Source organism: Streptomyces poriticola (genome assembly GCF_036689765.1).
GTDB lineage: Bacteria > Actinomycetota > Actinomycetes > Streptomycetales > Streptomycetaceae > Streptomyces > Streptomyces poriticola.
On record NZ_JBAGKH010000051.1, the window covers coordinates 1 to 20,694 of the forward strand.

Annotated in this window: 17 protein-coding genes; 9 read left to right on the forward strand and 8 right to left on the reverse strand. The window is 72.1% G+C overall.

Going from position 1 to position 20,694, the window contains the following annotated elements; all coding sequences use genetic code 11:
- Positions 1–82 precede the first annotated feature (82 nt).
- Genes V5O46_RS30655 through V5O46_RS30675 form a run of 5 tightly spaced genes read right to left on the reverse strand, consistent with a single transcriptional unit; the run spans position 83 to position 5,726 of the window.
- Positions 83–1,393: a DUF58 domain-containing protein gene (locus V5O46_RS30655; RefSeq protein WP_332888004.1), complete on the reverse strand. Its 1,311-nt coding sequence runs from the start codon at positions 1,391–1,393 to the stop codon at positions 83–85.
- Positions 1,393–2,382, reverse strand: a complete 990-nt coding sequence (locus V5O46_RS30660; protein ID WP_332888005.1) for an AAA family ATPase — start codon at positions 2,380–2,382, stop codon at positions 1,393–1,395. The genes V5O46_RS30655 and V5O46_RS30660 overlap by 1 nt, the downstream gene beginning before the upstream one ends.
- Positions 2,382–3,614, reverse strand: a complete 1,233-nt coding sequence (locus tag V5O46_RS30665) for a DUF4350 domain-containing protein (protein WP_332888006.1) — start codon at positions 3,612–3,614, stop codon at positions 2,382–2,384. Before V5O46_RS30665 ends, V5O46_RS30660 begins: the two co-directional genes overlap by 1 nt.
- Entirely contained in the window at positions 3,611–4,381 is a 771-nt protein-coding gene (locus tag V5O46_RS30670) for a DUF4129 domain-containing protein (protein ID WP_408649085.1), read from the reverse strand. The genes V5O46_RS30665 and V5O46_RS30670 overlap by 4 nt, the downstream gene beginning before the upstream one ends.
- 4 nt (positions 4,382–4,385) lie before the next feature.
- Positions 4,386–5,726, reverse strand: a complete 1,341-nt coding sequence (locus tag V5O46_RS30675; RefSeq protein ID WP_332888007.1) for a hypothetical protein — start codon at positions 5,724–5,726, stop codon at positions 4,386–4,388.
- 140 nt (positions 5,727–5,866) lie between these two features.
- Here V5O46_RS30675 and mtnA point away from each other — a divergent pair, with 140 nt between their 5' ends.
- The 7 genes from mtnA (at position 5,867) to V5O46_RS30710 (ending at position 14,827) form a co-directional block, all read left to right on the forward strand.
- Positions 5,867–7,009: an S-methyl-5-thioribose-1-phosphate isomerase gene (gene mtnA / locus V5O46_RS30680; protein WP_332888008.1), complete on the forward strand. Its 1,143-nt coding sequence runs from the start codon at positions 5,867–5,869 to the stop codon at positions 7,007–7,009.
- A gap of 164 nt (positions 7,010–7,173) precedes the next feature.
- Positions 7,174–7,863, forward strand: coding sequence for a two-component system response regulator MtrA (gene mtrA / locus V5O46_RS30685; protein WP_189869080.1), 690 nt, complete (start codon positions 7,174–7,176; stop codon positions 7,861–7,863).
- A 1-nt stretch (position 7,864) separates the two neighbouring features.
- Positions 7,865–9,979, forward strand: a complete 2,115-nt coding sequence (gene mtrB / locus V5O46_RS30690; RefSeq protein ID WP_332888009.1) for an MtrAB system histidine kinase MtrB — start codon at positions 7,865–7,867, stop codon at positions 9,977–9,979.
- Positions 9,969–11,810 (forward strand): LpqB family beta-propeller domain-containing protein, encoded by a 1,842-nt coding sequence (locus V5O46_RS30695; RefSeq protein WP_332888010.1) that lies wholly within the window; start codon positions 9,969–9,971, stop codon positions 11,808–11,810. The genes mtrB and V5O46_RS30695 overlap by 11 nt, the downstream gene beginning before the upstream one ends.
- Positions 11,811–11,900: 90 nt before the next feature.
- Positions 11,901–12,857: a ComF family protein gene (locus V5O46_RS30700; RefSeq protein WP_332888011.1), complete on the forward strand. Its 957-nt coding sequence runs from the start codon at positions 11,901–11,903 to the stop codon at positions 12,855–12,857.
- A 310-nt stretch (positions 12,858–13,167) separates the two neighbouring features.
- Entirely contained in the window at positions 13,168–13,857 is a 690-nt protein-coding gene (hpf, locus tag V5O46_RS30705; RefSeq protein ID WP_332888012.1) for a ribosome hibernation-promoting factor, HPF/YfiA family, read from the forward strand.
- A gap of 226 nt (positions 13,858–14,083) precedes the next feature.
- The gene (locus tag V5O46_RS30710) at positions 14,084–14,827 is read left to right on the forward strand and encodes a response regulator transcription factor (protein ID WP_332888013.1); all 744 of its coding nucleotides are present in this window, start codon (positions 14,084–14,086) and stop codon (positions 14,825–14,827) included.
- Positions 14,828–14,933: 106 nt separating this feature from the next.
- On the opposite strand, the gene V5O46_RS30715 is transcribed toward V5O46_RS30710, so the two are convergent.
- Positions 14,934–16,109: a winged helix-turn-helix domain-containing protein gene (locus V5O46_RS30715; protein ID WP_332888014.1), complete on the reverse strand. Its 1,176-nt coding sequence runs from the start codon at positions 16,107–16,109 to the stop codon at positions 14,934–14,936.
- A 121-nt stretch (positions 16,110–16,230) separates the two neighbouring features.
- Positions 16,231–16,803: a GNAT family N-acetyltransferase gene (locus tag V5O46_RS30720; RefSeq protein ID WP_332888015.1), complete on the reverse strand. Its 573-nt coding sequence runs from the start codon at positions 16,801–16,803 to the stop codon at positions 16,231–16,233.
- A 334-nt stretch (positions 16,804–17,137) separates the two neighbouring features.
- Here V5O46_RS30720 and secA point away from each other — a divergent pair, with 334 nt between their 5' ends.
- Positions 17,138–19,954 (forward strand): preprotein translocase subunit SecA, encoded by a 2,817-nt coding sequence (secA, locus tag V5O46_RS30725; RefSeq protein WP_332888016.1) that lies wholly within the window; start codon positions 17,138–17,140, stop codon positions 19,952–19,954.
- A 120-nt stretch (positions 19,955–20,074) separates the two neighbouring features.
- On the opposite strand, the gene V5O46_RS30730 is transcribed toward secA, so the two are convergent.
- Entirely contained in the window at positions 20,075–20,428 is a 354-nt protein-coding gene (locus V5O46_RS30730; RefSeq protein WP_332888017.1) for an Rv3235 family protein, read from the reverse strand.
- Positions 20,429–20,468: 40 nt separating this feature from the next.
- Here V5O46_RS30730 and V5O46_RS30735 point away from each other — a divergent pair.
- Positions 20,469–20,694, forward strand: a 226-nt coding sequence (locus tag V5O46_RS30735; protein ID WP_332888018.1) for a hypothetical protein, incomplete at its 3' end; no start/stop codon positions are given.

Consider the following 20,694-nt stretch of genomic DNA (forward strand, 5'->3'; position numbering starts at 1 on the left):
TGCGAGCCCCCTGCATTTCCGGATCCGATCCTCGGCTCTGTGACTTCAGAGTCCGGGGTCGGGGCCGAGAAGCCCCGGCCCCTCACAGGCGGCCGGCTGCCTTCAGCGCAAGATAGGCATCCGAGACAGCCGGCGCCAGCTCGTCCGGAGGCGCGTCTACCACGGTCACGCCATGCCGGCGTAGTTGTTCCGCAGTGCGGTGGCGTTCGGACTGGGCCTGTGCCGCGGCTGCGGCCTCGTACACGGAATCCGTGTTGCCCCGGGAACCGGCCATCCGCGCGACATACGGGTCGGAGACCGAGGCCACCAGGACGGTGTGGCGCTGGGTGAGCTGACCGAGGACGGGTAGCAGGCCCTCCTCGATCGGAGCCGCGTCCAGGGCTGTGAGCAGCACGATGAGGGATCGGCGGGGGGCCGTCCGCAGAGCCGTCGCGGTCAGACCGCGGGCATCGGTTTCGACGAGTTCCGGCTCGATCGTGGCCATGGCGTTGACCAGGGCGGAAAGGAGATCGCCTGCCGTGCGGCCCTGGACGCGGGCACGCACTCGGCGGTCGTAGGCGAGCAGATCCACACGGTCGCCGGCGCGCGATGCCAGGGCGGCCAGCAGCAGGGCCGCGTCCATGGATGCGTCGAGGCGGGGCGCGTCTCCGACGCGTCCGGCCGAGGTGCGGCCGGTGTCGAGGACCAGAAGGATGTGGCGGTCGCGTTCGGGGCGCCAGGTGCGTACGGCGACCGTGGTCTGGCGAGCGGTGGCGCGCCAGTCGATGGAACGGGTGTCGTCGCCGGGCACATACTCGCGCAGGCTGTCGAACTCGGTGCCCTCCCCCCGGGTCAGGACGCTGGTGCGGCCGTCGAGTTCGCGGAGCCGGGCCAGCTTGGACGGCAGATGCCTGCGGCTGGCGAACGGGGGGAGCACGCGGACAGTCCACGGGACCCGGTGGGTGCCCTGGCGGGAGACGAGGCCTAGGGGGCCGTACGAGCGGATGGTGACGCGGTCGGCCTGGCGGTCGCCGCGGCGGGTCGGCCGCAGGCGGGTGGTGAGGCGGCGGCGCTCGCCGGGAGGGACCGTCAGACGGTGGCGGGATGCTGCTGTCTCCGTGCCGGGCTGCCAGCTGCTCGGGGGCCAGGCATCACGGATCCGGGCACGGAGCGGGCGGCCCGACGGATTGCTGACGGTCAGGGCGACGTCGGCGGCGTCTCCGAGGCGCACCGACGTGTCTCCGGAGCGGGTCAGGCCCAGACGTCGCACCGGGGCCGCGAGGGCGAAGTCGCAGGCGCAGGCCACGGCGAGCGGGGCGTTGACCGCGAGGACGCCGGTCAGGCTGGGTTCCCAGATGCCGACGGGAAGGGAACCCAGGGCCGCGATGAGTGCGGTGCGTCCGGTGAGCGCCATCAGCGGGGGACCGGGACGTGGGCGAGGATCGCGTTGATCACGGAGTCGGCTGTCACGCCCTCCATCTCGGCCTCCGGGCGGAGTTGTACGCGGTGACGGAGGGTGGGGAGGGCGAGGGCCTTCACATCGTCGGGGGTGACGTAGTCCCGGCCGGTCAGCCATGCCCACGCGCGCGCGGTCGACAGCAGAGCGGTGGCTCCACGCGGGCTGACGCCGAGGGTGAGGGACGGCGACTCGCGTGTGGCACGGCAGATGTCGACGACGTACCCGGTGATCTCCGGGGAGACCGTGGTCTTGGCGACGGCGGCACGGGCCGCTTCCAGGTCGGCGGCGCTCGCCACGGGACGTATGCCGGCGGCGCGCAGGTCGCGCGGGTTGAAACCGGAGGCGTGCCGGGTGAGGACGTCGATCTCGTCCTGGCGGGAGGGCAGCGGGATGGTCAGCTTGAGGAGGAAGCGGTCCAGCTGGGCTTCCGGCAGCGGATACGTGCCCTCGTACTCGACCGGGTTCTGCGTCGCGGCGACCAGGAACGGCTCGGGGAGCGGGCGAGGGGTGCCGTCGACCGTGACCTGACGCTCCTCCATCGCTTCGAGAAGGGACGACTGTGTCTTCGGCGGGGTGCGGTTGATCTCGTCGGCGAGCAGGAGGTTGGTGAAGACCGGGCCCGGCTGGAAGGAGAACTCGGCGGTCCGGGCGTCGTAGACGAGGGAGCCGGTCACATCGCTCGGCATCAGGTCGGGGGTGAACTGCACCCGCTTGGTGTCCAGTTCCAATGCCGAGGCCAGCGCGCGGACCAGAAGGGTCTTGGCGACGCCGGGGACACCTTCGAGAAGGACGTGGCCGCGGCACAGGAGGGCCACGACGAGGCCGGTGACGGCGGGGTCCTGGCCGACCACGGCCTTGGCGATCTCGGCGCGCAGGGCCTCCAGGGAGGCGCGGTGGTCGCGCTGGTCCCCGGTCTGCCCGGCGTTGTCAGTGGTCGGGTCCATCATGGACGGCGTACCTCTCTTTCGAGGGCGTCGAGTTGGTCGGCGAGGGAGATCAGGCCTGCGTCGTCACTGGGCGGCGGGCCGAAGAGGAGGGGCTGCAGAGGCCGCCCGTCGTCACGGAGATGTGCGGACAGGGCGGGGAGCAGGGACTCGGGCGTGTCTGCCTGGGGGACGGGGATGCCTACGAGGGGGGCGAGGCGTGTGCGCGTGGTGGTACGAAGAGCGGCTGCGGCTCGGTCGCGGGCGTTCGCCTTGCGGTAGAGCCGGGCGCGGCCCTCGACGGTCTCCGAGGCGCGGATCGCGACGGGGAGTTTCTCGGGCACCAGAGGGCCGAGCCGACGTGCCCGCCACAGGGCGGCGAGGGCCGCGGCGATGAAGAGCTGCAGCGTGCCCCAGAGCCAGCCGGACGGGATCAGGTCGAAGAAGCCGCGTTCGTCCTCGGGGGCGGCTGCGCTGTCGGCGAGCGAGGGGAGGTACCAGACCAGATGAGGGCGCGAGCCGAGGAGTTGCAGCGCGAGCGAGGCGTTGCCGTGTTCGTCGAGGCGGTCGTTGTAGAGGATGTCGGGCGCGCCGAGGACGATCGTGTCGGCTCCGGGCGCTCCCTCGGACGGTGCGGACCGTTCGCCCGGTTCCTCCGTCGTCTCCGGGATGCGCAGCAGCGTGGCCAGGCGCTGGCTGGGGTAGCAGCTGTCGGCGTCGAGGTGTGTGGTGGTGTAGCGGATCCCACCGGTGTCGGCGGTGCCGGCGCGGCGGGCCGCGGGCAGGGTGCAGTCGGGGGACAGCCTCGAGTCGGGACTGATGGCGGGGTCGGCGGTGACGCCGGGGGCGAGCCGTTCGACGGACGAGGAACCGGGGGCGACCAGGACGGTGCGACCCCCGGAGGCGGCGGTCGCCGTGCGGAGCTCGGTCTGCTGGGGTTCGGTGAGGCGGTCGGGGACGGCGACCAGCAGGGTGGTGTCGGGTCCGGCCGCCGCGCGGGCCTCGGCGAGGGTGGACACCACACGGGTGGTGACGCCGCGGTCGTCGAGGAGTTCGGCGACGGCGCGGCTGCCCTGGGAGGCGGCGGAGCGCGGGTCGAGGGTGCCGTGCTGAGCCCCGGAGCGGACCACGGCGATGGCGACGGCTCCGGCGAGGAGCAGCGTGAGCCCGAGGGCGATGCCTCGCGCGCGCGTCCACACCTGGCGGGTGGTGGGCGAGACCGAGGTGGGCGGTACGGGGGCCTCGGTGGTCATCCGGCGGCTCCCTGGCGGGTGTGGTGGTCGGCGCTGTGGGCGCTGCTGTCGTCCGACTGTGGCCTGCTGCGGTCCACGTCGCGGTCCAGGTCGGCGATGCGGCGGTACGACTGCTCGGTCGCCGAGCGGCCACCGTATGTGACGTCGTCGAAGTCGCGGGCGGCGGCGCGGAGCCGGTCGCCGTGGGCGGGCAGGGCGCGGCCCGTCTCCGTGGCCGCCTCGTCGGCGGTGCGGCCGGGGCGGAGGTCCAACAGGGCGCGTTCCTCCAAGGCCCGGACGATGGCCCGCATGCGCTCCTGGACGGCCTGGTTCCAGTGGCCCTGGGCGGCGTGCGCCTCGGCGGCCGCGCGGTGGTCGGCGGCGCTGCGGGGGCGGTCGCCGAAGAGTGCGGGGGAGGAGACGGGCCCGCGGCGGGGGGTGCCGAGCCGCCACCAGAGGGCCCCCAGGACGGCCAGGACGGCGATGACGATGACGACCAGGCCGAGCGTCCCTCCGGGTGTCGCCGTGGAGGCGGCGCGGAAGAGGTCGTCGATCCATTCCCAGAAGGCGTTGAGCGCGCGCTCGAACCAGCTGGGGTCGTCCTCGTGGTACATCCGCTTCGACAGCTCGCGGCGTGCAGCCTCCCGCGCGGGGTCGCGCGGGATGGTCAGCGGTGGTTCGTCGTCCGAGCGGGGCAGCGCCCGGACGACGGTGTCGCCGGTGCGCAGCAGTGCTGCGGCGGCGGTGCCGGGCAGCACCTCTGTGAGAACTCCCCCCGGTGTGCTCACTGCATCAGCTCCCCGGGACGGCGCCGGGCGCACCGGATCCGTAGCCCTGGACGCCGGCGGCGCGGGCCAGGTCGAGGTCGAGGGCCTCGCGGCGGATGCGCTGGTCGATGTAGAGAAGCACGGTGACGCCGGCCGAGATCGGAAGCGTGATCATGGAGCCGATCACCGATCCGATGCCGCTGACGATCAGGAAGGTCCAGCTGAGCTGGGTGGTTCCGTCGAGGAGGCTTCCGACACCGTCGCCGCTGAGCGCGCCGGCCAGGAAGGCGAACGGGATGACGATGATCGACGCGATGACGTTGGCGATGATCGCGGCGAGCAGCTGGATGCCGAAGACCCGCCACCAGGAGCCGCGCACGAGCTTCGCGGAGCGGCTCAGGGACTTCACGATCCCCTGCTTCTCCAGCATCAGTGCCGGCGATGCCAGGGAGAAGCGGACCATGATCCATACGGCGGCGACGCCGGCGCCGATGATGCCCAGGACGGTGAGCGGGACGGCCGCGTCCCCGCCCCCCGCGTAGGCGACGAGAAGGCCGGGCAGCGCACCGGCGGCGACGATGCCGGCCGCGATGAGCAGCAGCAGGACGATCAGGCCGAACAGCTTCAGCACCTGAGGGCGGGCGTCCCGCCAGGCCTCGGCGGTGGTGACCGGCCTGCCGAGCACGGCGCGGCTGGTGACGGTGGTCAGCAGGGCGGTCGCCAGGACCGTGCCCACCAGGGTGACGAGGAACAGGGCCCCCGAGCTGATCATGGCGTCGGCCATTGCGTCGCCGAGTTCACCGAGGGTTGCGCTCGGGTCGTTGAGCGCGTCGGTGCTGGTGTCGAGGACCATGCCCTGGAGCAGGACGATGATGATCTCGGTGACGACCGCGACGGTCAGCGAGATGCCCAGGACCGTGCGCCAGTAGGTGCGCATGGTCGAGACGGCGCCATCGAGGATCTCACCCACACCGAGCGGGCGGAGCGGGATCACACCGGGCTTGGCCGCAGGCGGAGGACCGCCCCAGCCGCCTCCCCAGCCCCCGTGGCCACCAGGGCCTCCCCATCCGCCCTGGCCCGCAGGGCCGCCGTGGCCGCCCCCGGGGGGCGGTGTGCCCCAGCCGGGGCCGGGCGGTGGAGGAGTGGCCGGGGCCTGGCCGGGGCCCGTCGGCGCGGACCACTGGGCCGGTGGGGGCTGCTCCTTGGACCACTTCGTGCCGGAGCCCGTCGGTTCTGCGCCCGGCTGGTCCGCGGGCTGTGCGGACTGGTCGGGGCGGTCGGCGGGCTCGGCGGGGCCGGGCACGCCGGACTGCCGCCCGTCGGACGCGGAGGATCCGGGCGAGGTCCAGCCCGGAGTGTCGTTCATCGTTGCTCCTTCACGGTGCCGGTCCGCGGTTGCGGCGGCAGGTTGGCAGCCATCGTGCCATGGGGTGGTCGGGTCCGGACCGGCCACCGTATGGGGTGCGCACCTTCAATTGTCCGCCGGGGAAGGGGCAGACTGACCGCATGGCTGATCAGTACGCGCGAACCGGCGAGGGCAGGCGAGCCACCGGGATCCCGGTCATCCGCTGGGAGGAGCCCCCCGAGGGGCCTGTGCTGGTGCTGCTGGACCAGACCAGACTGCCGGCAGAGGAGGTCGAGCGGGTCTGCACGGACGCACCCGCCCTGGTGGAGGCGATCCGCTCGCTGGCCGTGCGCGGGGCGCCGCTGCTCGGTGTCGCGGGCGCCTACGGCGTCGCGCTCGCCGCGGCCCGCGGCTTCGACGTGGACGAGGCCGCCGACGCGCTGGTCGGTGCCCGGCCCACCGCGGTGAATCTCGCGGTGGGGGTGCGCCGGGCCCTCGACGCGCACCGGGCCGCCCTGGCCGGGGGCGGCGGCCTCCGGGAGGCGGCGCAAGCCGCGCTGGCCGCGGCGCGGGCGATGCACCGGGAGGACATCGACGCCAGTGCCCGAATGGCCGAGCACGGGCTGGCGCTGCTGGACGAGCTGCTGCCGGGCGGCGGGCACCGCGTCCTCACCCACTGCAACAGCGGTGCGCTGGTGTCCGGCGGGGAGGGCACGGCGTTCGCGGTGGCGCTCGCCGCACACCGGGCGGGACGGCTGCGGCGGCTGTGGGTGGACGAGACGCGTCCGCTGCTGCAGGGCGCCCGGCTGACCGCGTACGAGGCGGCCCGTCACGGTATGGCGTACACCCTGCTCACCGACAGCGCCGCCGGTTCGCTGTTCGCGGCGGGTGAGGTGGACGCGGTGCTGATCGGGGCGGATCGCATCGCGGCGGACGGCTCGGTGGCGAACAAGGTGGGCAGCTACCCGCTCGCGGTGCTCGCGAGGTACCACCATGTGCCGTTCGTCGTGGTGGCGCCCGGGACCACGGTGGACGCGCAGACCCCCGACGGGGCGTCCATCGAGGTCGAGCAGCGGCCCGGCTACGAGGTGACCGAGATCCCGGTGCCACAGGTGCCGGTGACGGGCGCGGGCGGCGGGGTTCCCGTGGCGCCGCTGGGGACGCAGGCGTACAACCCGGCGTTCGATGTGACGCCGCCCAAGCTGGTGACCGCGATCGTGACCGAGGAGGGCGCGGTGTCGCCGGTGACGGCAGAGGCGCTGGCCGAGCTTTGTGGCGGGTCGCGCCGACCGGCGCTTGACTGATCGGGTCCGGCCGAATCCGCCCTGCGGTCGGTTTCGCCTGGGGCCGACGGCCCCGTCAGATCGGCGCCGAGGGGGCGGGGGCAGACAGTGACCACGGCATACGACTATCGTCACAGGGCAGTGACGTGCCTCACCTGCGCCTTCGCAACCGTTATGAGAATGGGATGATGTCGTTTATGAAGGGACGAGTCCTCGTCGTCGACGACGACACCGCACTGGCCGAGATGCTCGGCATTGTGCTGCGCGGTGAGGGTTTTGAGCCGTCTTTCGTAGCCGACGGCGACAAGGCGCTGGCCGCCTTCCGGGAGACCAAACCCGATCTGGTGCTGCTGGACCTGATGCTGCCCGGCCGGGACGGCATCGAGGTGTGCCGCCTGATCCGGGCGGAGTCCGGTGTGCCGATCGTGATGCTGACCGCCAAGAGCGACACCGTCGACGTCGTGGTCGGTCTGGAGTCGGGGGCTGACGACTACATCGTCAAGCCGTTCAAGCCGAAGGAGCTGGTGGCCCGGATCCGGGCCAGGCTGCGCAGGTCGGAGGAGCCGGCCCCCGAGCAGCTCGCCATCGGCGACCTGGTCATCGATGTGGCCGGGCACTCCGTGAAGCGGGACGGACAGGCGATCGCGCTGACTCCGCTCGAGTTCGACCTGCTGGTCGCGCTCGCCCGCAAGCCGTGGCAGGTGTTCACCCGCGAGGTGCTGCTCGAGCAGGTGTGGGGCTACCGGCACGCGGCGGACACCCGGCTGGTCAACGTGCACGTGCAGCGGCTGCGCTCCAAGGTCGAGAAGGACCCGGAGAAGCCGGAGATCGTGGTGACCGTCCGTGGTGTCGGCTACAAGGCCGGGCCGAGCTGACATGTCCAGGGACAGTGCCGCTTCGGCGCCCGGCCGCACCGGGGCCCGCGCCGGACGGCCTGTCGGCGGGGCCGCCCCGGGCTCCCGCTGGGCGCGCCTGCTGGAGGGCGGGCTGCTGCACGGCGGGGTGCAGGGCAGTCCGGTGCTCCGGCTGGTCATGCGCTGGGTGCGACGGCCGCTGCTGCCCGTGATGCGGCTGTGGCGGCGCAACATCCAGCTCAAGGTCGTCGTCACCACGCTGCTGATGTCGCTCGGCGTCGTTCTGCTGCTGGGCTTCGTCGTCATCGGCCAGGTCCGCAACGGACTGCTGGACGCCAAGGTGAAGGCATCGCAGAGCCAGGCCGCCGGCGGGTTCGCGGTGGCAAAGCAGAAGGCCGACGAAGCGGCGAGCGTCACCGACGACAAGGGCAACCCAGCCGACGGACGGACCTCGCAGAACGTCATCCAGTGGATGAGCGAGCTGGTGAGGTCGCTCTCCAGCGGCGGCCAGGGTGCGTTCGAGGTGGTGACGCTGCCGGTGGGCGGCGACAGCGGCGGTGGGCGCGGACCGCGCGCCTCCGGTCTGGTCGATCCGACGGCCAGCGTGCCCGAGGCGCTGCGCGAGCGGATCGACGGCAATACGGCCGCCCAGAGCTACACCCGCGTCTTCTACAGCTCCGGCACCGACTCCCAGCCGGCGCTGGTCATCGGCAAGCAGGTCAACGACCCGAACGGCGACCCGTACCAGCTGTACTACCTCTTCCCGCTGACGCAGGAGGAGAAGTCGCTGGGCGTGGTCAAGGGCACGCTGGCGACGGCAGGGGTCTTCGTCGTCGTCCTCCTCGGCGCCATCGCCTGGCTCGTGGTGCGGCAGGTCGTCACACCTGTGCGGATGGCGGCGAGCATCGCCGAACGGCTGTCCGCGGGGCGGCTGCAGGAGCGGATGAAGGTCACCGGCGAGGACGACATCGCCCGGCTCGGGGAGGCTTTCAACAAGATGGCGCAGAGCCTTCAGCTGAAGATCAACCAGCTGGAGAACCTGTCGCGGATGCAGCGGCGGTTCGTCTCCGACGTGTCGCACGAACTGCGGACCCCGCTGACCACCGTGCGGATGGCGGCCGACGTGATCCACGAGGCGCGCGAGGACTTCGACCCGGTGACCGCACGGTCGGCCGAGCTGCTCGCCGACCAGCTGGACCGGTTCGAGTCGCTGCTCGCCGATCTGCTGGAGATCAGCCGCTTCGACGCCGGGGCGGCGGCCCTGGAGGCGGAACCGATCGATCTCCGGGACGTGGTCCGGCGGGTGGTCGGCGGTGCCGAGCCGCTCGCCGAGCGCAAGGGCACGCAGATACGCATCACCGGCGACCAGCAGCCCGTCATCGCCGAGGCCGACGCCCGACGGGTGGAGCGCGTCCTGCGCAATCTCGTGGTCAACGCCGTCGAGCACGGCGAGGGCAGGGACGTCGTCGTCAGACTCGCCGCGGCCGGCGGCGCCGTCGCGGTCGCGGTGCGCGACTACGGAGTGGGGCTCAAGCCCGGCGAGGCCACCCGGGTGTTCAGCCGCTTCTGGCGGGCCGACCCGGCACGCGCGCGTACCACCGGAGGTACGGGCCTGGGGCTGTCGATCGCCCTGGAGGACGCCCGGCTGCACGGGGGCTGGCTGCAGGCCTGGGGCGAGCCCGGCGGGGGCTCGCAGTTCCGGCTGACGCTGCCGCGGACCGCGGACGAGCCGCTGCGGGGCTCGCCCATACCGCTGGAGCCCTCCGACTCGCGGCGCAATCGCGGGCTGGGCGACGCCGGTCCGACCAACGCCGCGGATCACGCGGTCACCGTGCCGGCGCAGGCCACGGCAGGGCAGGCGACCACGGTGCCGCACCGCGATCCGATACCGCCGAAGGCGGGCGCCGTGGTGCCCGTGGCCGACCCGACGGCCCTGCCGGGCAACGGCGCGCGCGTGGTCCCGCGGCCGGTGGCGGGAGCACTTGTGGCAAACGATTCGTCCGCCGCGCGACCGGGCAGCGACACGGTCGGCCCGGCCGACCCGGTCGGCCCGGCCGCAAGGGACGCCAGAGACATCATCGACGGCACCGGGGCTGAGGACTCGAGCAGGCAAGGGGAGGCATCGCGTGGGCGCTGACCGCAAGGGGACCGGCCGGCGCCGGCCGGTGCGTGCGGTGGCCTACGCCACCTGCGGTGTCGTATTGCTGGCCGGGTGTGCGTCCATGCCCGACAGCGGGGACCTGAGGGACGTCGAGTCGACGCCTCGGCAGGACGCGCAGGTGCGGGTGTTCGCGATGCCGCCGGCGGAGGACGCGTCGCCGACGGAGATCGTGCAGGGCTTTCTCGAGGCGCTGACCAGCGACGATCCGCAGTACGAGACGGCGCGCAAGTATCTGACCGGTGAGGCCGAGAGGACCTGGCGGCCGGAGCAGTCCACGACCGTGCTGGCCGGCGGGCCGGGCACCGCCTCCGGTCACTCCGTCCTCGACGACGAGATGAGCGACTTCTCGCTGACCCTGACCGGAGCGAAGGTGGCCACGGTGGACGCGCGGCAGTCGTACGCGCCGGCCGACGGCCAGTACCGGGAGTCGGTGCATCTGACCCGGGACGCCAAGAGCGGGCAGTGGCGCATCGACGAACTTCCCCAGGGCGTCGTCATGGGCAAGTCGGACTTCCAGCGCAACTACATGTCCGTCAACAAGTACTACTTCGCGTCCAACGCCCCTGCGGGTTCAGAGGCCGCGGCGAGCGCGCAGCCCGCAGCCGTCGCGGATCCGGTGTACGTGCGGCGGCGGGTGGAACCGATGGCGCAGGTGGTGCGTTCGCTCCTGGACGGGCCGAGCAGCCTGCTGGGGCCGGTGGTCAGATCGAGCTTCCCGACGGGCACGGCGCTGGCGCGGGGCGTCACCTCGCTGACCCCCGACGACCGCAGCAGACTGACCGTGCCGCTGAACGGCAGGGCGGCCCGGGTCGGTGCGGACAAGTGCGACGAGATGGCGGCCCAGCTGCTGTACACCCTGCGGAGCCTCACACCGACGGTCGAGGAGGTCCAGTTGCGGTCGGGCACGGAGCGGCTGTGCTCGCTGACCGAGGACCAGGCCGAGACGGTCGCGGCCCGCGGCTCGGCGCAGGAACCCGACTACCTGTACTTCGTGGACGACGAGCATCGTCTGGTCCGGATCCCGTCCGGCAGCAGCGCCACCAAGCCGCACCCGGTCCCCGTGCCCGGAGCGCTGGGCGAGGGTGGGACGGCCCTGCGGTCGGTCGCGGTCGCCCGGGACGAGCACACCGCGGCCGGCGTCGGTCTCGACGGCAGGTCGCTGTACGTCGGATCGCTGGTCTCGGGCGGTTCGCTGGGCGAGCCGGTGCTGGTCAGCCAGGGCAGCAAGGAGCAGGACCGGCTCACGGCGCCCAGCTGGGACGCGCACGGTGACCTGTGGGTCGCCGACCGCAACCCCGACCGTCCGCGGCTGCTGGTGCTGCGCAAGGGGGCCGGCGAGCCGCTGGAGGTACGGATCCCTCAGCTGGACGGACGGGTCCAGGCGGTGCGGGTGGCGGCCGACGGGGTGCGGATCGCGCTCATCGTGGAGAAGGGCGACGACCGGTCGCTGCTCATCGGGCGGATCGAACGCGCCGACCGGGCCGGCCAGCCCCCGACGGTGCTCGAACTGCGCTCGGCGACTCCGGAGTTGGAGGAGGTCACGGCCATGTCCTGGGCCGGTGACAGCCGCCTCGTGGTCGTGGGGCGGGGACGCGGGGGCGTGCAGCAGATCGGATACGTCCAGGTCGACGGCTCGGCGCCGGAGAGCTCGGTGCCCGCTGCGCTGACCGGTGTGAAGGAGATCGCCGCGTCCGAGGACGAGCGGCTGCCGCTGGTGGCGTATTCGGAGGACGGGATCGTCCGGCTGCCGTCCGGGATGCAGTGGCAGAAGGTGACCGCGGGGACGGCGCCGGTCTATCCGGGGTGAGACGTCCGGCCGCGGAGTTGTCCACAGGGCTCCGGAGGGCGTTTTCCACAGGGGTGGCAGGGCGGGTGCCGCACCGGCACAGTGGAGCGCATGCGCAGGTGGTGGCGGGACCTAGGCGACCTGGTGCTGCCGACCGCGTGCACAGGCTGTGGCGGGCAGCGCGGGGTGCTCTGCCCGGAGTGCGGTGATGCCCTGAGCGGGGCCGTGCCCCGCCGGGTCCGGCCGGTTCCGGAGCCGGCCGGGCTCCCGGTGGTGCATGCGTCGGCCCCTTACGCAGACGCCGTGCGGGCCCTGTTGCTGGCCCACAAGGAGCGCGGCGCACTGGCGCTGGCCGGCCCGCTCGGCACGGCCCTGGCGGCGGCGGTGCGGGCGGGGCTGCGCGAGCCGCCGGGCCGCCGCTCCGGCAGGGCTGCGGGCGGCCCGGCCGCGCAGCCGGGATTCCCGGCCGACGGGCGGCCCGTGCTCCTGGTGCCCGTGCCCTCCGCGCGGCGAGCGGTGCGGGCGCGTGGCCACGACCCGGCGCGCCGGATCGCGCTCGCCGCCGCTGCCGAGCTGCGCAGGACGGGGACGGCCGCGCGGGTTCTCGCGGTACTGCGGCAACGCCGGCCGGTGGCCGACCAGTCGGGTCTCGACGCCCGGCAGCGCTGGGACAACGTGGCGGGAGCCCTGGCCGTCGCCCCGGGCGGTGAGCGGTTGCTCGGTGCGGGCGGCCGGGTCGTCCTCGTCGACGACCTGATGACGACCGGGTCGTCCCTGGCGGAGGCGGCGCGGGCCGTCCGGGCGGCGGTCGCGGAGAACGGCACCGGGCGTGAGCGGAGAGCAGGGGGCGGCCCGTACAGAACGGCGACTGCGGCTGTGTATTCGGGAGCCATGGGGGAAGGCAGAGAAGAACAGAAGTCCAGAGCTACGGAAGTGAGGGCGCAGCGGGCACCCGCCGGACCGGGAATGGCGGGCGCAAACGGGGCCGGTGACATGACCCGCGGCACGATCCGCGCCGCCGTGGTCGCTGCTTCTCCCGATGCTTTCGAAATAAACCGGAACTCATAGAGATCTTGCTTCGTTGCAGGTTGTAAGAGTGTCAATTCACCTGAACGGAGGTACGCCGCGGTAGAGGGTGACGACATCCGCCCGGGCGAGATATGTTCGGTTCAGAGGGAAAGCCGCAGGCCACACCCTCTCGTACCCGAATGCCGTGCAGCGGGTTTCCCTCCATCACCCGCCTCGGCGCGAATGGAGATCTTGCCCTCGGGGGAGGAGGTGGAAGTCACCGAGTCCGAGGTTCCGGGGTCACCGGAACCTGGTGCAAAAGGGAGCTGCCCCGCGACAGAGGCGGGGCGATCCGGGAACGGAGTTCTGCGTGGACATCGTCGTCAAGGGCCGCAAGACCGAGGTGCCCGAGCGGTTCCGGAAGCACGTGGCCGAGAAGCTGAAGCTGGAGAAGATCCAGAAGCTCGATGGCAAGGTGATCAGCCTCGACGTCGAGGTGTCCAAGGAGCCCAACCCCCGACAGGCCGACCGCAGTGACCGAGTGGAGATCACGCTCCGCTCCCGTGGTCCGGTGATCCGGGCGGAGGCAGCGGCGAGCGATCCGTACGCGGCGCTCGACCTGGCGGCGGAGAAGCTCGACGCCCGGCTGCGCAAGCAGCACGACAAGCGCTTCTCACGGCGTGGCGCACGCCGGATCTCGGCCGCCGAGGTCCCCCATCACGTCCCGGGCGCGGCGACGCTCAACGGGACCGGCAGCACTGCCTCGCAGGACGAGCAGGGCGTGCCCACCAAGAAGATCGGCTCACTGGAGGTCCAGGGCGACGGGCCTCTCGTGGTCCGCGAGAAGACCCACGCGGCCGCGCCGATGACCCTCGACCAGGCGCTCTACGAGATGGAGCTGGTCGGGCACGACTTCTACCTCTTCATCGACTCCGAGACCAAGGAGCCCAGTGTCGTCTACCGGCGGCATGCGTACGACTACGGTGTGATCCACCTTCAGACGGACACGATGGTCACCCAGGCGCACCCCACCGAGGCGGGAGGCGCGCTCGGCGGCTGACCAGGCGAGCGGCCGCAGGGTGACAGCAGGGACGGTGCCCCTGGAGCGCATGCGTGCGCCCCCAGGGGCACCGGCGTGCGACGGTGTACGACCCCTTCGCGCCCCGCTCCGTCACCCGGTCGCCGCCCGGGCATGGAATCATGGCCGCACGGCCCAACCCGTGGGTCGTTGCCTTGGGTTGGCAATGGCTCAGGAGCACAGGCCACAGCCGTCAGGGGGAGGAACGATGACGGACAGCTTCGGACCGATGCGGGACGAGGACGCAGACGGCGTCGTCGGCGTGGGCCCGGGCGAGGGCTCTCCACGCAAGGAACCGATCAGAGTCCTGGTCGTGGACGACCACGCCCTGTTCCGGCGCGGGCTGGAGATCGTGCTCGCGGCCGAGGAGGACATCCAGGTCGTCGGGGAGGCGGGGGACGGCGCCGAGGCTGTGGAGAAGGCCGCCGACCTGCTGCCCGACATCGTGCTGATGGACGTACGGATGCCCAAGCGCGGTGGTATCGAGGCCTGCACCTCCATCAAGGAGGTGGCGCCCAGCGCGAAGATCATCATGCTGACCATCAGTGACGAGGAGGCCGACCTCTACGATGCGATCAAGGCGGGCGCGACCGGTTACCTGCTCAAGGAGATCTCCACGGACGAGGTGGCCACCGCCATCCGTGCGGTGGCCGACGGCCAGTCGCAGATCAGTCCCTCCATGGCGTCGAAGCTGCTCACCGAGTTCAAGTCGATGATCCAGCGGACCGACGAGCGCCGGCTGGTCCCCGCGCCGCGGCTCACCGACCGCGAGCTTGAGGTCCTCAAGCTCGTCGCCACGGGGATGAACAACCGCGACATCGCCAAGGAGCTGTACATCTCCGAGAACACCGTGAAGAACCACGTCCGCAACATCCTGGAGAAGCTCCAGCTGCACTCGCGGATGGAAGCGGTCGTCTACGCGATGCGGGAGAAGATCCTCGAGATCCGCTGACCCCGCCGGACCGCCGACGCACCGGACCGCCGCCCCGCCGGACCGTTGATCCGCCGGCCTCCCGGCCCGGTGCCCCGCTGACCGGGCTGCCCGCGGCCCGTCGCCCTTACCCCACGATCCGTGTCAGCTCCCGGACGAGAGCCTCGCGCAGCGCCGCGTCGTCGACGCGCTCCACGCGCACGTCCGTGCAGTCCACCCAGCTCGCCGCCTCGACCAGGGCCTGTGCCACCGCCGGGACCGCCTTCGGGCCGTCCAGTGTGGTCTGCTTGGCCACCAGCGTCCGGCCTTCCCGGGCCGGGTCCACCCGGCCGACGAGCCTGCCGCCGGCGAGGACCGGCATCGCGAAGTAGCCGTGCACCCGCTTCTGCTTGGGGACGTAGGCCTCCAGACGGTGGCTGAACCCGAAGATCCGCTCCGTGCGCGCCCGCTCCCAGACGAGCGAGTCGAAGGGCGACAGCAGCGTCGTCCGGTGCCGCCCGCGCGGCGGTGTCTCCAGTGCCACCGGGTCCGCCCAGGCCGGCTTGGACCAGCCCGCCACCGAGACCGGGACCAGACCCGAGTCGGCGATCACCGCGTCGACCTGGTCGCCCCTGAGCCGGTGGTAGTCCGCTATGTCGGCGCGGGTGCCCACGCCCAGCGACCGGCCGGCCAGCCCCACCAGGCGGCGCAGGCAATCGGCGTCGTCCAGCTGGTCGTGCAGCAGTGCGGCCGGGACCGCGCGCTCGGCCAGGTCGTAGACGCGCTTCCAGCCGCGCCGCTCGACGCACACCACCTCGCCGTGCATCAGCGCTCGCTCGACCGCGACCTTGGTGCCGGACCAGTCCCACCATTCGCTGGTCCGCTTCGCCCCGCCCAGCTCCGTCGCGGTGAGCGGGCCCTCGGCCCGGAGCTGCTTGATCACCTGCTCGTAGATGCCGTCGGGCAGGTCGTGGTTCCAGTGCGGACGGTTGCGGTAGGCACGGCGGCGGAAGGCGAAGTGGGGCCACTCCTCGATGGGGAGGATGCAGGCGGCATGGGACCAGTACTCGAAGGCGTGGGCGCCCTTCCAGTAGGCGTCCTCCACCGTTCTGCGGGGTACCGCGCCCAGCCGGGCGTAGGGGACGAGCTCGTGGGAGCGGGCCAGGACCGAGATGGTGTCGAGCTGCACCGCGCCGAGATGGCGGAGCATGCCGCGGACGCCCGCACGGCGGTCCGGGGCCCCGAGGAAGCCCTGGGCACGCAGGGCGATCCGGCGGGCGTCGGTGGCGGAGAGCTCCGTGGCGGGGCGCGGGAGGGTCGTCATACGTCCGCACGATAGGCGGTGGCACTGACAGCGGGATTCCACCCCGCTCCCGGACGGTTCCACCGCCCGCGGCCGCGGTGCGGCCGTGGGCGCGAGCGGCTCCGGGCCGAGCCGCTGCGGGCTACGGCCGGGCCGGCGGCAGGTACGGGGCCGTCGAGGGGAGGCCCAGGTCCGAGGGGAGCAGGGACCCCACCCAGCAGTCGCGGCGTACGCCCTTGTTGTTGATACCGGAGCGCAGGGTGCCCTCCAGGGTGAAACCGGCGCGCTGGGCCACCGCGCGGGAGGCCGTGTTCCCGGCCTCGGCACGCCATTCCACCCGGTCGATCTTCCGCTCGGTGAACGCCCACCGGGAGGCGGTGACCACGGCCTCCGTGACATAGCCGTGGCCGCGGTGCTCCCTGGCGGCCCAGAAACCGATCTCGGCGCTCCCCAAGGAGCACATGGTCAGGCCGACCACCCCCGCGAGGTCACCGCCGCGCAGGAAGATCCCGAAGGTGAACACGGCCGCGTCCGCCCAGCCGTCCGGGACCATCTGCTCGGTGAAGCCGCGCGCGTGTTCATGGAGGTACGGGGACGGGATCGTGGTCCAGCGCTGGATCCCGGGGTCCTGGCAGGCGGTGTACACCGCGTCGGTGTCCTGGGGGCCGACCGGGCGCAGGATCAGTCGGTCCGTGGTGAGCGTGAGCGGTTCCATCGGCCGATTCTGCTGGGCGGCCCGCGCACGGCGCCATTCCCTTCTGCCGTACGTGGCCCCCTCGTGGCCGTATGCGCACGGGCGGTCACGTCTCGCGCGATTCGCCGGCCGGACGCGGCACCATCGGCGCGCCCCGGACGTTGTCCCGGATGAAGGCTGAAGCAGACTGGATGCAGACTGGGGCGGACGGAAGCGATATGCGGCAGCGGACGGTCGCCGCCACGGCGGGCCTCCCGGGGCGGCGGGGTCCTCGCATACGATGGCCGTTGCTCAGTCACGTCAAGAACCGGAAAACCGACCGTCCCAGGCCCGACCGGCAAGGAGACCAACCCCCGTGTCCGTCCTCTCGAAGATCATGCGTGCAGGCGAAGGCAAGATCCTGCGCAAGCTGCACCGCATCGCGGACCAGGTCAACTCCATCGAAGAGGACTTCGTCGACCTCTCCGACGCCGAGCTGCGCGCCCTCACCGATGAGTACAGGGAGCGCTACGCCGAGGGCGAGAGCCTGGACGACCTGCTCCCCGAGGCGTTCGCGACCGTCCGTGAGGCTGCCAAGCGCGTTCTCGGCCAGCGCCACTACGACGTGCAGCTGATGGGCGGCGCCGCACTGCACATGGGGTACGTGGCGGAGATGAAGACGGGCGAGGGCAAGACCCTGGTCGGCACGCTCCCCGCCTATCTGAACGCCTTGTCCGGCGACGGCGTCCACATCATCACGGTCAACGACTACCTGGCCGAGCGCGACTCCGAGATGATGGGCCGAGTCCACAAGTTCCTCGGGCTGAACGTCGGCTGCATCCTCGCCAACATGCCCCCGGCCCAGCGCCGCGAGATGTACAACTGCGACATCACCTACGGCACGAACAACGAGTTCGGCTTCGACTACCTGCGCGACAACATGGCCTGGTCCAAGGACGAACTCGTCCAGCGCGGCCACAACTTCGCCATCGTCGACGAGGTCGACTCCATCCTCATCGACGAGGCCCGCACCCCGCTGATCATCTCCGGCCCCGCCGACCAGGCCACCAAGTGGTACGGCGACTTCGCCAAGCTGGTCAAGCGCCTTAAGCGGGGCGAGGCCGGCCAGCCGCTGAAGGGCATCGAGGAGACCGGCGACTACGACGTCGACGAGAAGAAGCGCACGGTAGCCATCCACGAGTCCGGGGTCGCCAAGGTCGAGGACTGGCTGGGCATCGACAACCTCTACGAGTCGGTGAACACCCCGCTGGTGGGCTACCTGAACAACGCCATCAAGGCCAAGGAACTCTTCAAGAAGGACAAGGACTACGTCGTCATCGACGGCGAGGTCATGATCGTCGACGAGCACACCGGCCGTATCCTCGCCGGCCGCCGCTACAACGAGGGCATGCACCAGGCGATCGAGGCGAAGGAAGGGGTGGACATCAAGGACGAGAACCAGACTCTCGCCACGATCACCCTGCAGAACTTCTTCCGCCTCTACGGCAAGCTCTCCGGCATGACCGGTACGGCGATGACCGAGGCCGCCGAGTTCCACCAGATCTACAAGCTCGGCGTGGTCCCGATCCCGACCAACCGGCCGATGGTCCGCATGGACCAGTCGGACCTGATCTACCGCACCGAGGTCGCCAAGTTCGACGCGGTCGTCGACGACATCGCCGAGAAGCACGAGAAGGGCCAGCCGATCCTGGTCGGCACCACCTCGGTCGAGAAGTCCGAGTACCTCTCGCAGCAGCTCAGCAAGCGCGGCATCCAGCACGAGGTGCTCAACGCCAAGCAGCACGACCGGGAGGCGACGATCGTCGCCCAGGCCGGCCGCCGGGGCGCCGTGACGGTGGCCACGAACATGGCCGGCCGTGGTACGGACATCAAGCTGGGCGGCAACCCCGAGGACCTCGCCGAGGCGGAGCTGCGCCAGCGCGGCCTCGACCCCGAGGAGCACATCGAGGAGTGGGCCGCGGCCCTGCCCGCCGCCCTGGAGCGCGCCGAGCAGGCGGTCAAGGCCGAGAAGGACGAGGTCGAGGACCTCGGCGGGCTCTATGTGCTGGGCACCGAGCGGCACGAGTCGCGGCGCATCGACAACCAGCTGCGCGGTCGCTCCGGCCGTCAGGGCGACCCGGGCGAGTCCCGGTTCTACCTGTCGCTGGGCGACGACCTGATGCGTCTGTTCAAGGCCCAGATGGTCGAGCGCGTGATGTCGATGGCGAACGTCCCGGACGACGTGCCGATCGAGAACAAGATGGTCACGCGTGCGATCGCCTCAGCCCAGTCGCAGGTCGAGCAGCAGAACTTCGAGACCCGCAAGAACGTCCTGAAGTACGACGAGGTCCTCAACCGGCAGCGCGAGGTCATCTATGGCGAGCGGCGCCGCGTGCTGGAGGGCGAGGACCTGCACGAGCAGGTGCAGCACTTCATGGACGACACCATCGACGCCTATGTGCAGGCCGAGACCGCCGAGGGCTTCCCGGAGGACTGGGACCTGGACCGGCTGTGGGGCGCCTTCAAGCAGCTCTACCCGGTGAAGGTCGACATCGAGGAGCTGGAGGAGGCGGCCGGCGACCGGGCCGGACTGACCGCCGAGTACATCGCCGAGTCCATCAAGGACGACATCCGCGAACAGTACGAGGCCCGGGAGACGCAGCTCGGCTCCGAGATCATGCGGGAGCTGGAGCGGCGGGTCGTGCTCTCGGTGCTGGACCGCAAGTGGCGCGAGCACCTCTACGAGATGGACTACCTCCAGGAGGGCATCGGCCTGCGCGCGATGGCGCAGAAGGACCCGCTGGTCGAGTACCAGCGCGAGGGCTTCGACATGTTCACCGCGATGATGGAGGGCATCAAGGAGGAGTCCGTCGGCTATCTGTTCAACCTGGAGGTCCAGGTCGAGCAGCAGGTCGAGGAGGTCCCGGTCGAGGACGCCAGGCCGTCGCTGGACAAGGGCGCCCAGGACGCGGTGCCGGCGCAGGCGGGCGCGCGCCCGGAGATCCGCGCGAAGGGTCTCGACGCCCCGCAGCGGCGGAACCTCCATCTGTCCGCGCCGACCGTGGACGGCGAGGGCGGCATCATCGAGCGGGACGTCACCGCCGACGAGGAGCCGGTGCGTTCCCCGGCCGACGGGCTCACCCGCGCCGAGCGCCGCAAGCAGGCGAAGGGCGGGCGGCGCCGCAAGAAGTGACGCCGGCGGCGGTGCGGACGTATTCCGCGCCGCCGCGGCGGCAGCAGCGAAGGGCCGGTCACCACCCGCGTGGTGACCGGCCCTGCGGCTGTGACCGGTGCCTCCGGCTGCCGGACGGGATCAGGCGTCGTCCGCGCGGGGCATCCGGGGGCCGCCGAGCTCCACGGCCGTACAGCGCCAGCGCAGATCCCTGCCCCGCTCCAGGCGGAACGCCATCGCCCGGAGCCTGTCTCCCGCACCGATCCGGGCGAAGACCTCCAGCGCGCCCCGCCGCGGCTCGCAGTAGCCGACGTCGCGGATGACGGGGAGGGCGCCGCGGGTGCGCAGCGGACCGTGTTCGGCGAGCCAGGCGAGCTCGTCGTAGGCGCGTCCCGCGGTGTGCCCCAGCATCGAGTGCACGGGCCGCCGCCCGCTGAGTACGGCGAGGAGCCGCTCGGCGAAGACGTCGGTGGGACGCGGCTGGGGCGGCAGCACCGGTCGGCGAGGGCTCCGGGCGGGAGCCACCGGAGCAGCGGTGGCACGCACACCGGGGGTGGCGCGCCGGCCGGGGGAGACGGCGCCGGCCGGGCCGGGCGATCCGGTGGTCGGGGCGGCGCCGTCCGTCGCCGTGGTGCCCGAGTCCGCGCGTGTCGCGCCGGAGGCTGTGCGGCGGACGGTGGTGCGCCCGACGGAGGCTGTGGACGGCCGTGTGTCCGTGGGCCGCGTCCGGGAGCGCGGGCGCGCCACCGGGGACCCGGGCG

Coding starts and splice junctions, on each gene's coding strand:
- mtrA (WP_189869080.1), top strand. CDS start 7,174: ATGATGTCGTTTATGAAGGGACGAGTCCTCGTCGTCGACGACGACACC.
- V5O46_RS30655 (WP_332888004.1), bottom strand. CDS start 1,393: ATGGCGCTCACCGGACGCACCGCACTCATCGCGGCCCTGGGTTCCCTT.
- mtrB (WP_332888009.1), top strand. CDS start 7,865: ATGTCCAGGGACAGTGCCGCTTCGGCGCCCGGCCGCACCGGGGCCCGC.
- V5O46_RS30710 (WP_332888013.1), top strand. CDS start 14,084: ATGACGGACAGCTTCGGACCGATGCGGGACGAGGACGCAGACGGCGTC.
- V5O46_RS30715 (WP_332888014.1), bottom strand. CDS start 16,109: ATGACGACCCTCCCGCGCCCCGCCACGGAGCTCTCCGCCACCGACGCC.
- V5O46_RS30660 (WP_332888005.1), bottom strand. CDS start 2,382: ATGGACCCGACCACTGACAACGCCGGGCAGACCGGGGACCAGCGCGAC.
- V5O46_RS30720 (WP_332888015.1), bottom strand. CDS start 16,803: ATGGAACCGCTCACGCTCACCACGGACCGACTGATCCTGCGCCCGGTC.
- V5O46_RS30665 (WP_332888006.1), bottom strand. CDS start 3,614: ATGACCACCGAGGCCCCCGTACCGCCCACCTCGGTCTCGCCCACCACC.
- mtnA (WP_332888008.1), top strand. CDS start 5,867: ATGGCTGATCAGTACGCGCGAACCGGCGAGGGCAGGCGAGCCACCGGG.
- V5O46_RS30700 (WP_332888011.1), top strand. CDS start 11,901: ATGCGCAGGTGGTGGCGGGACCTAGGCGACCTGGTGCTGCCGACCGCG.
- V5O46_RS30675 (WP_332888007.1), bottom strand. CDS start 5,726: ATGAACGACACTCCGGGCTGGACCTCGCCCGGATCCTCCGCGTCCGAC.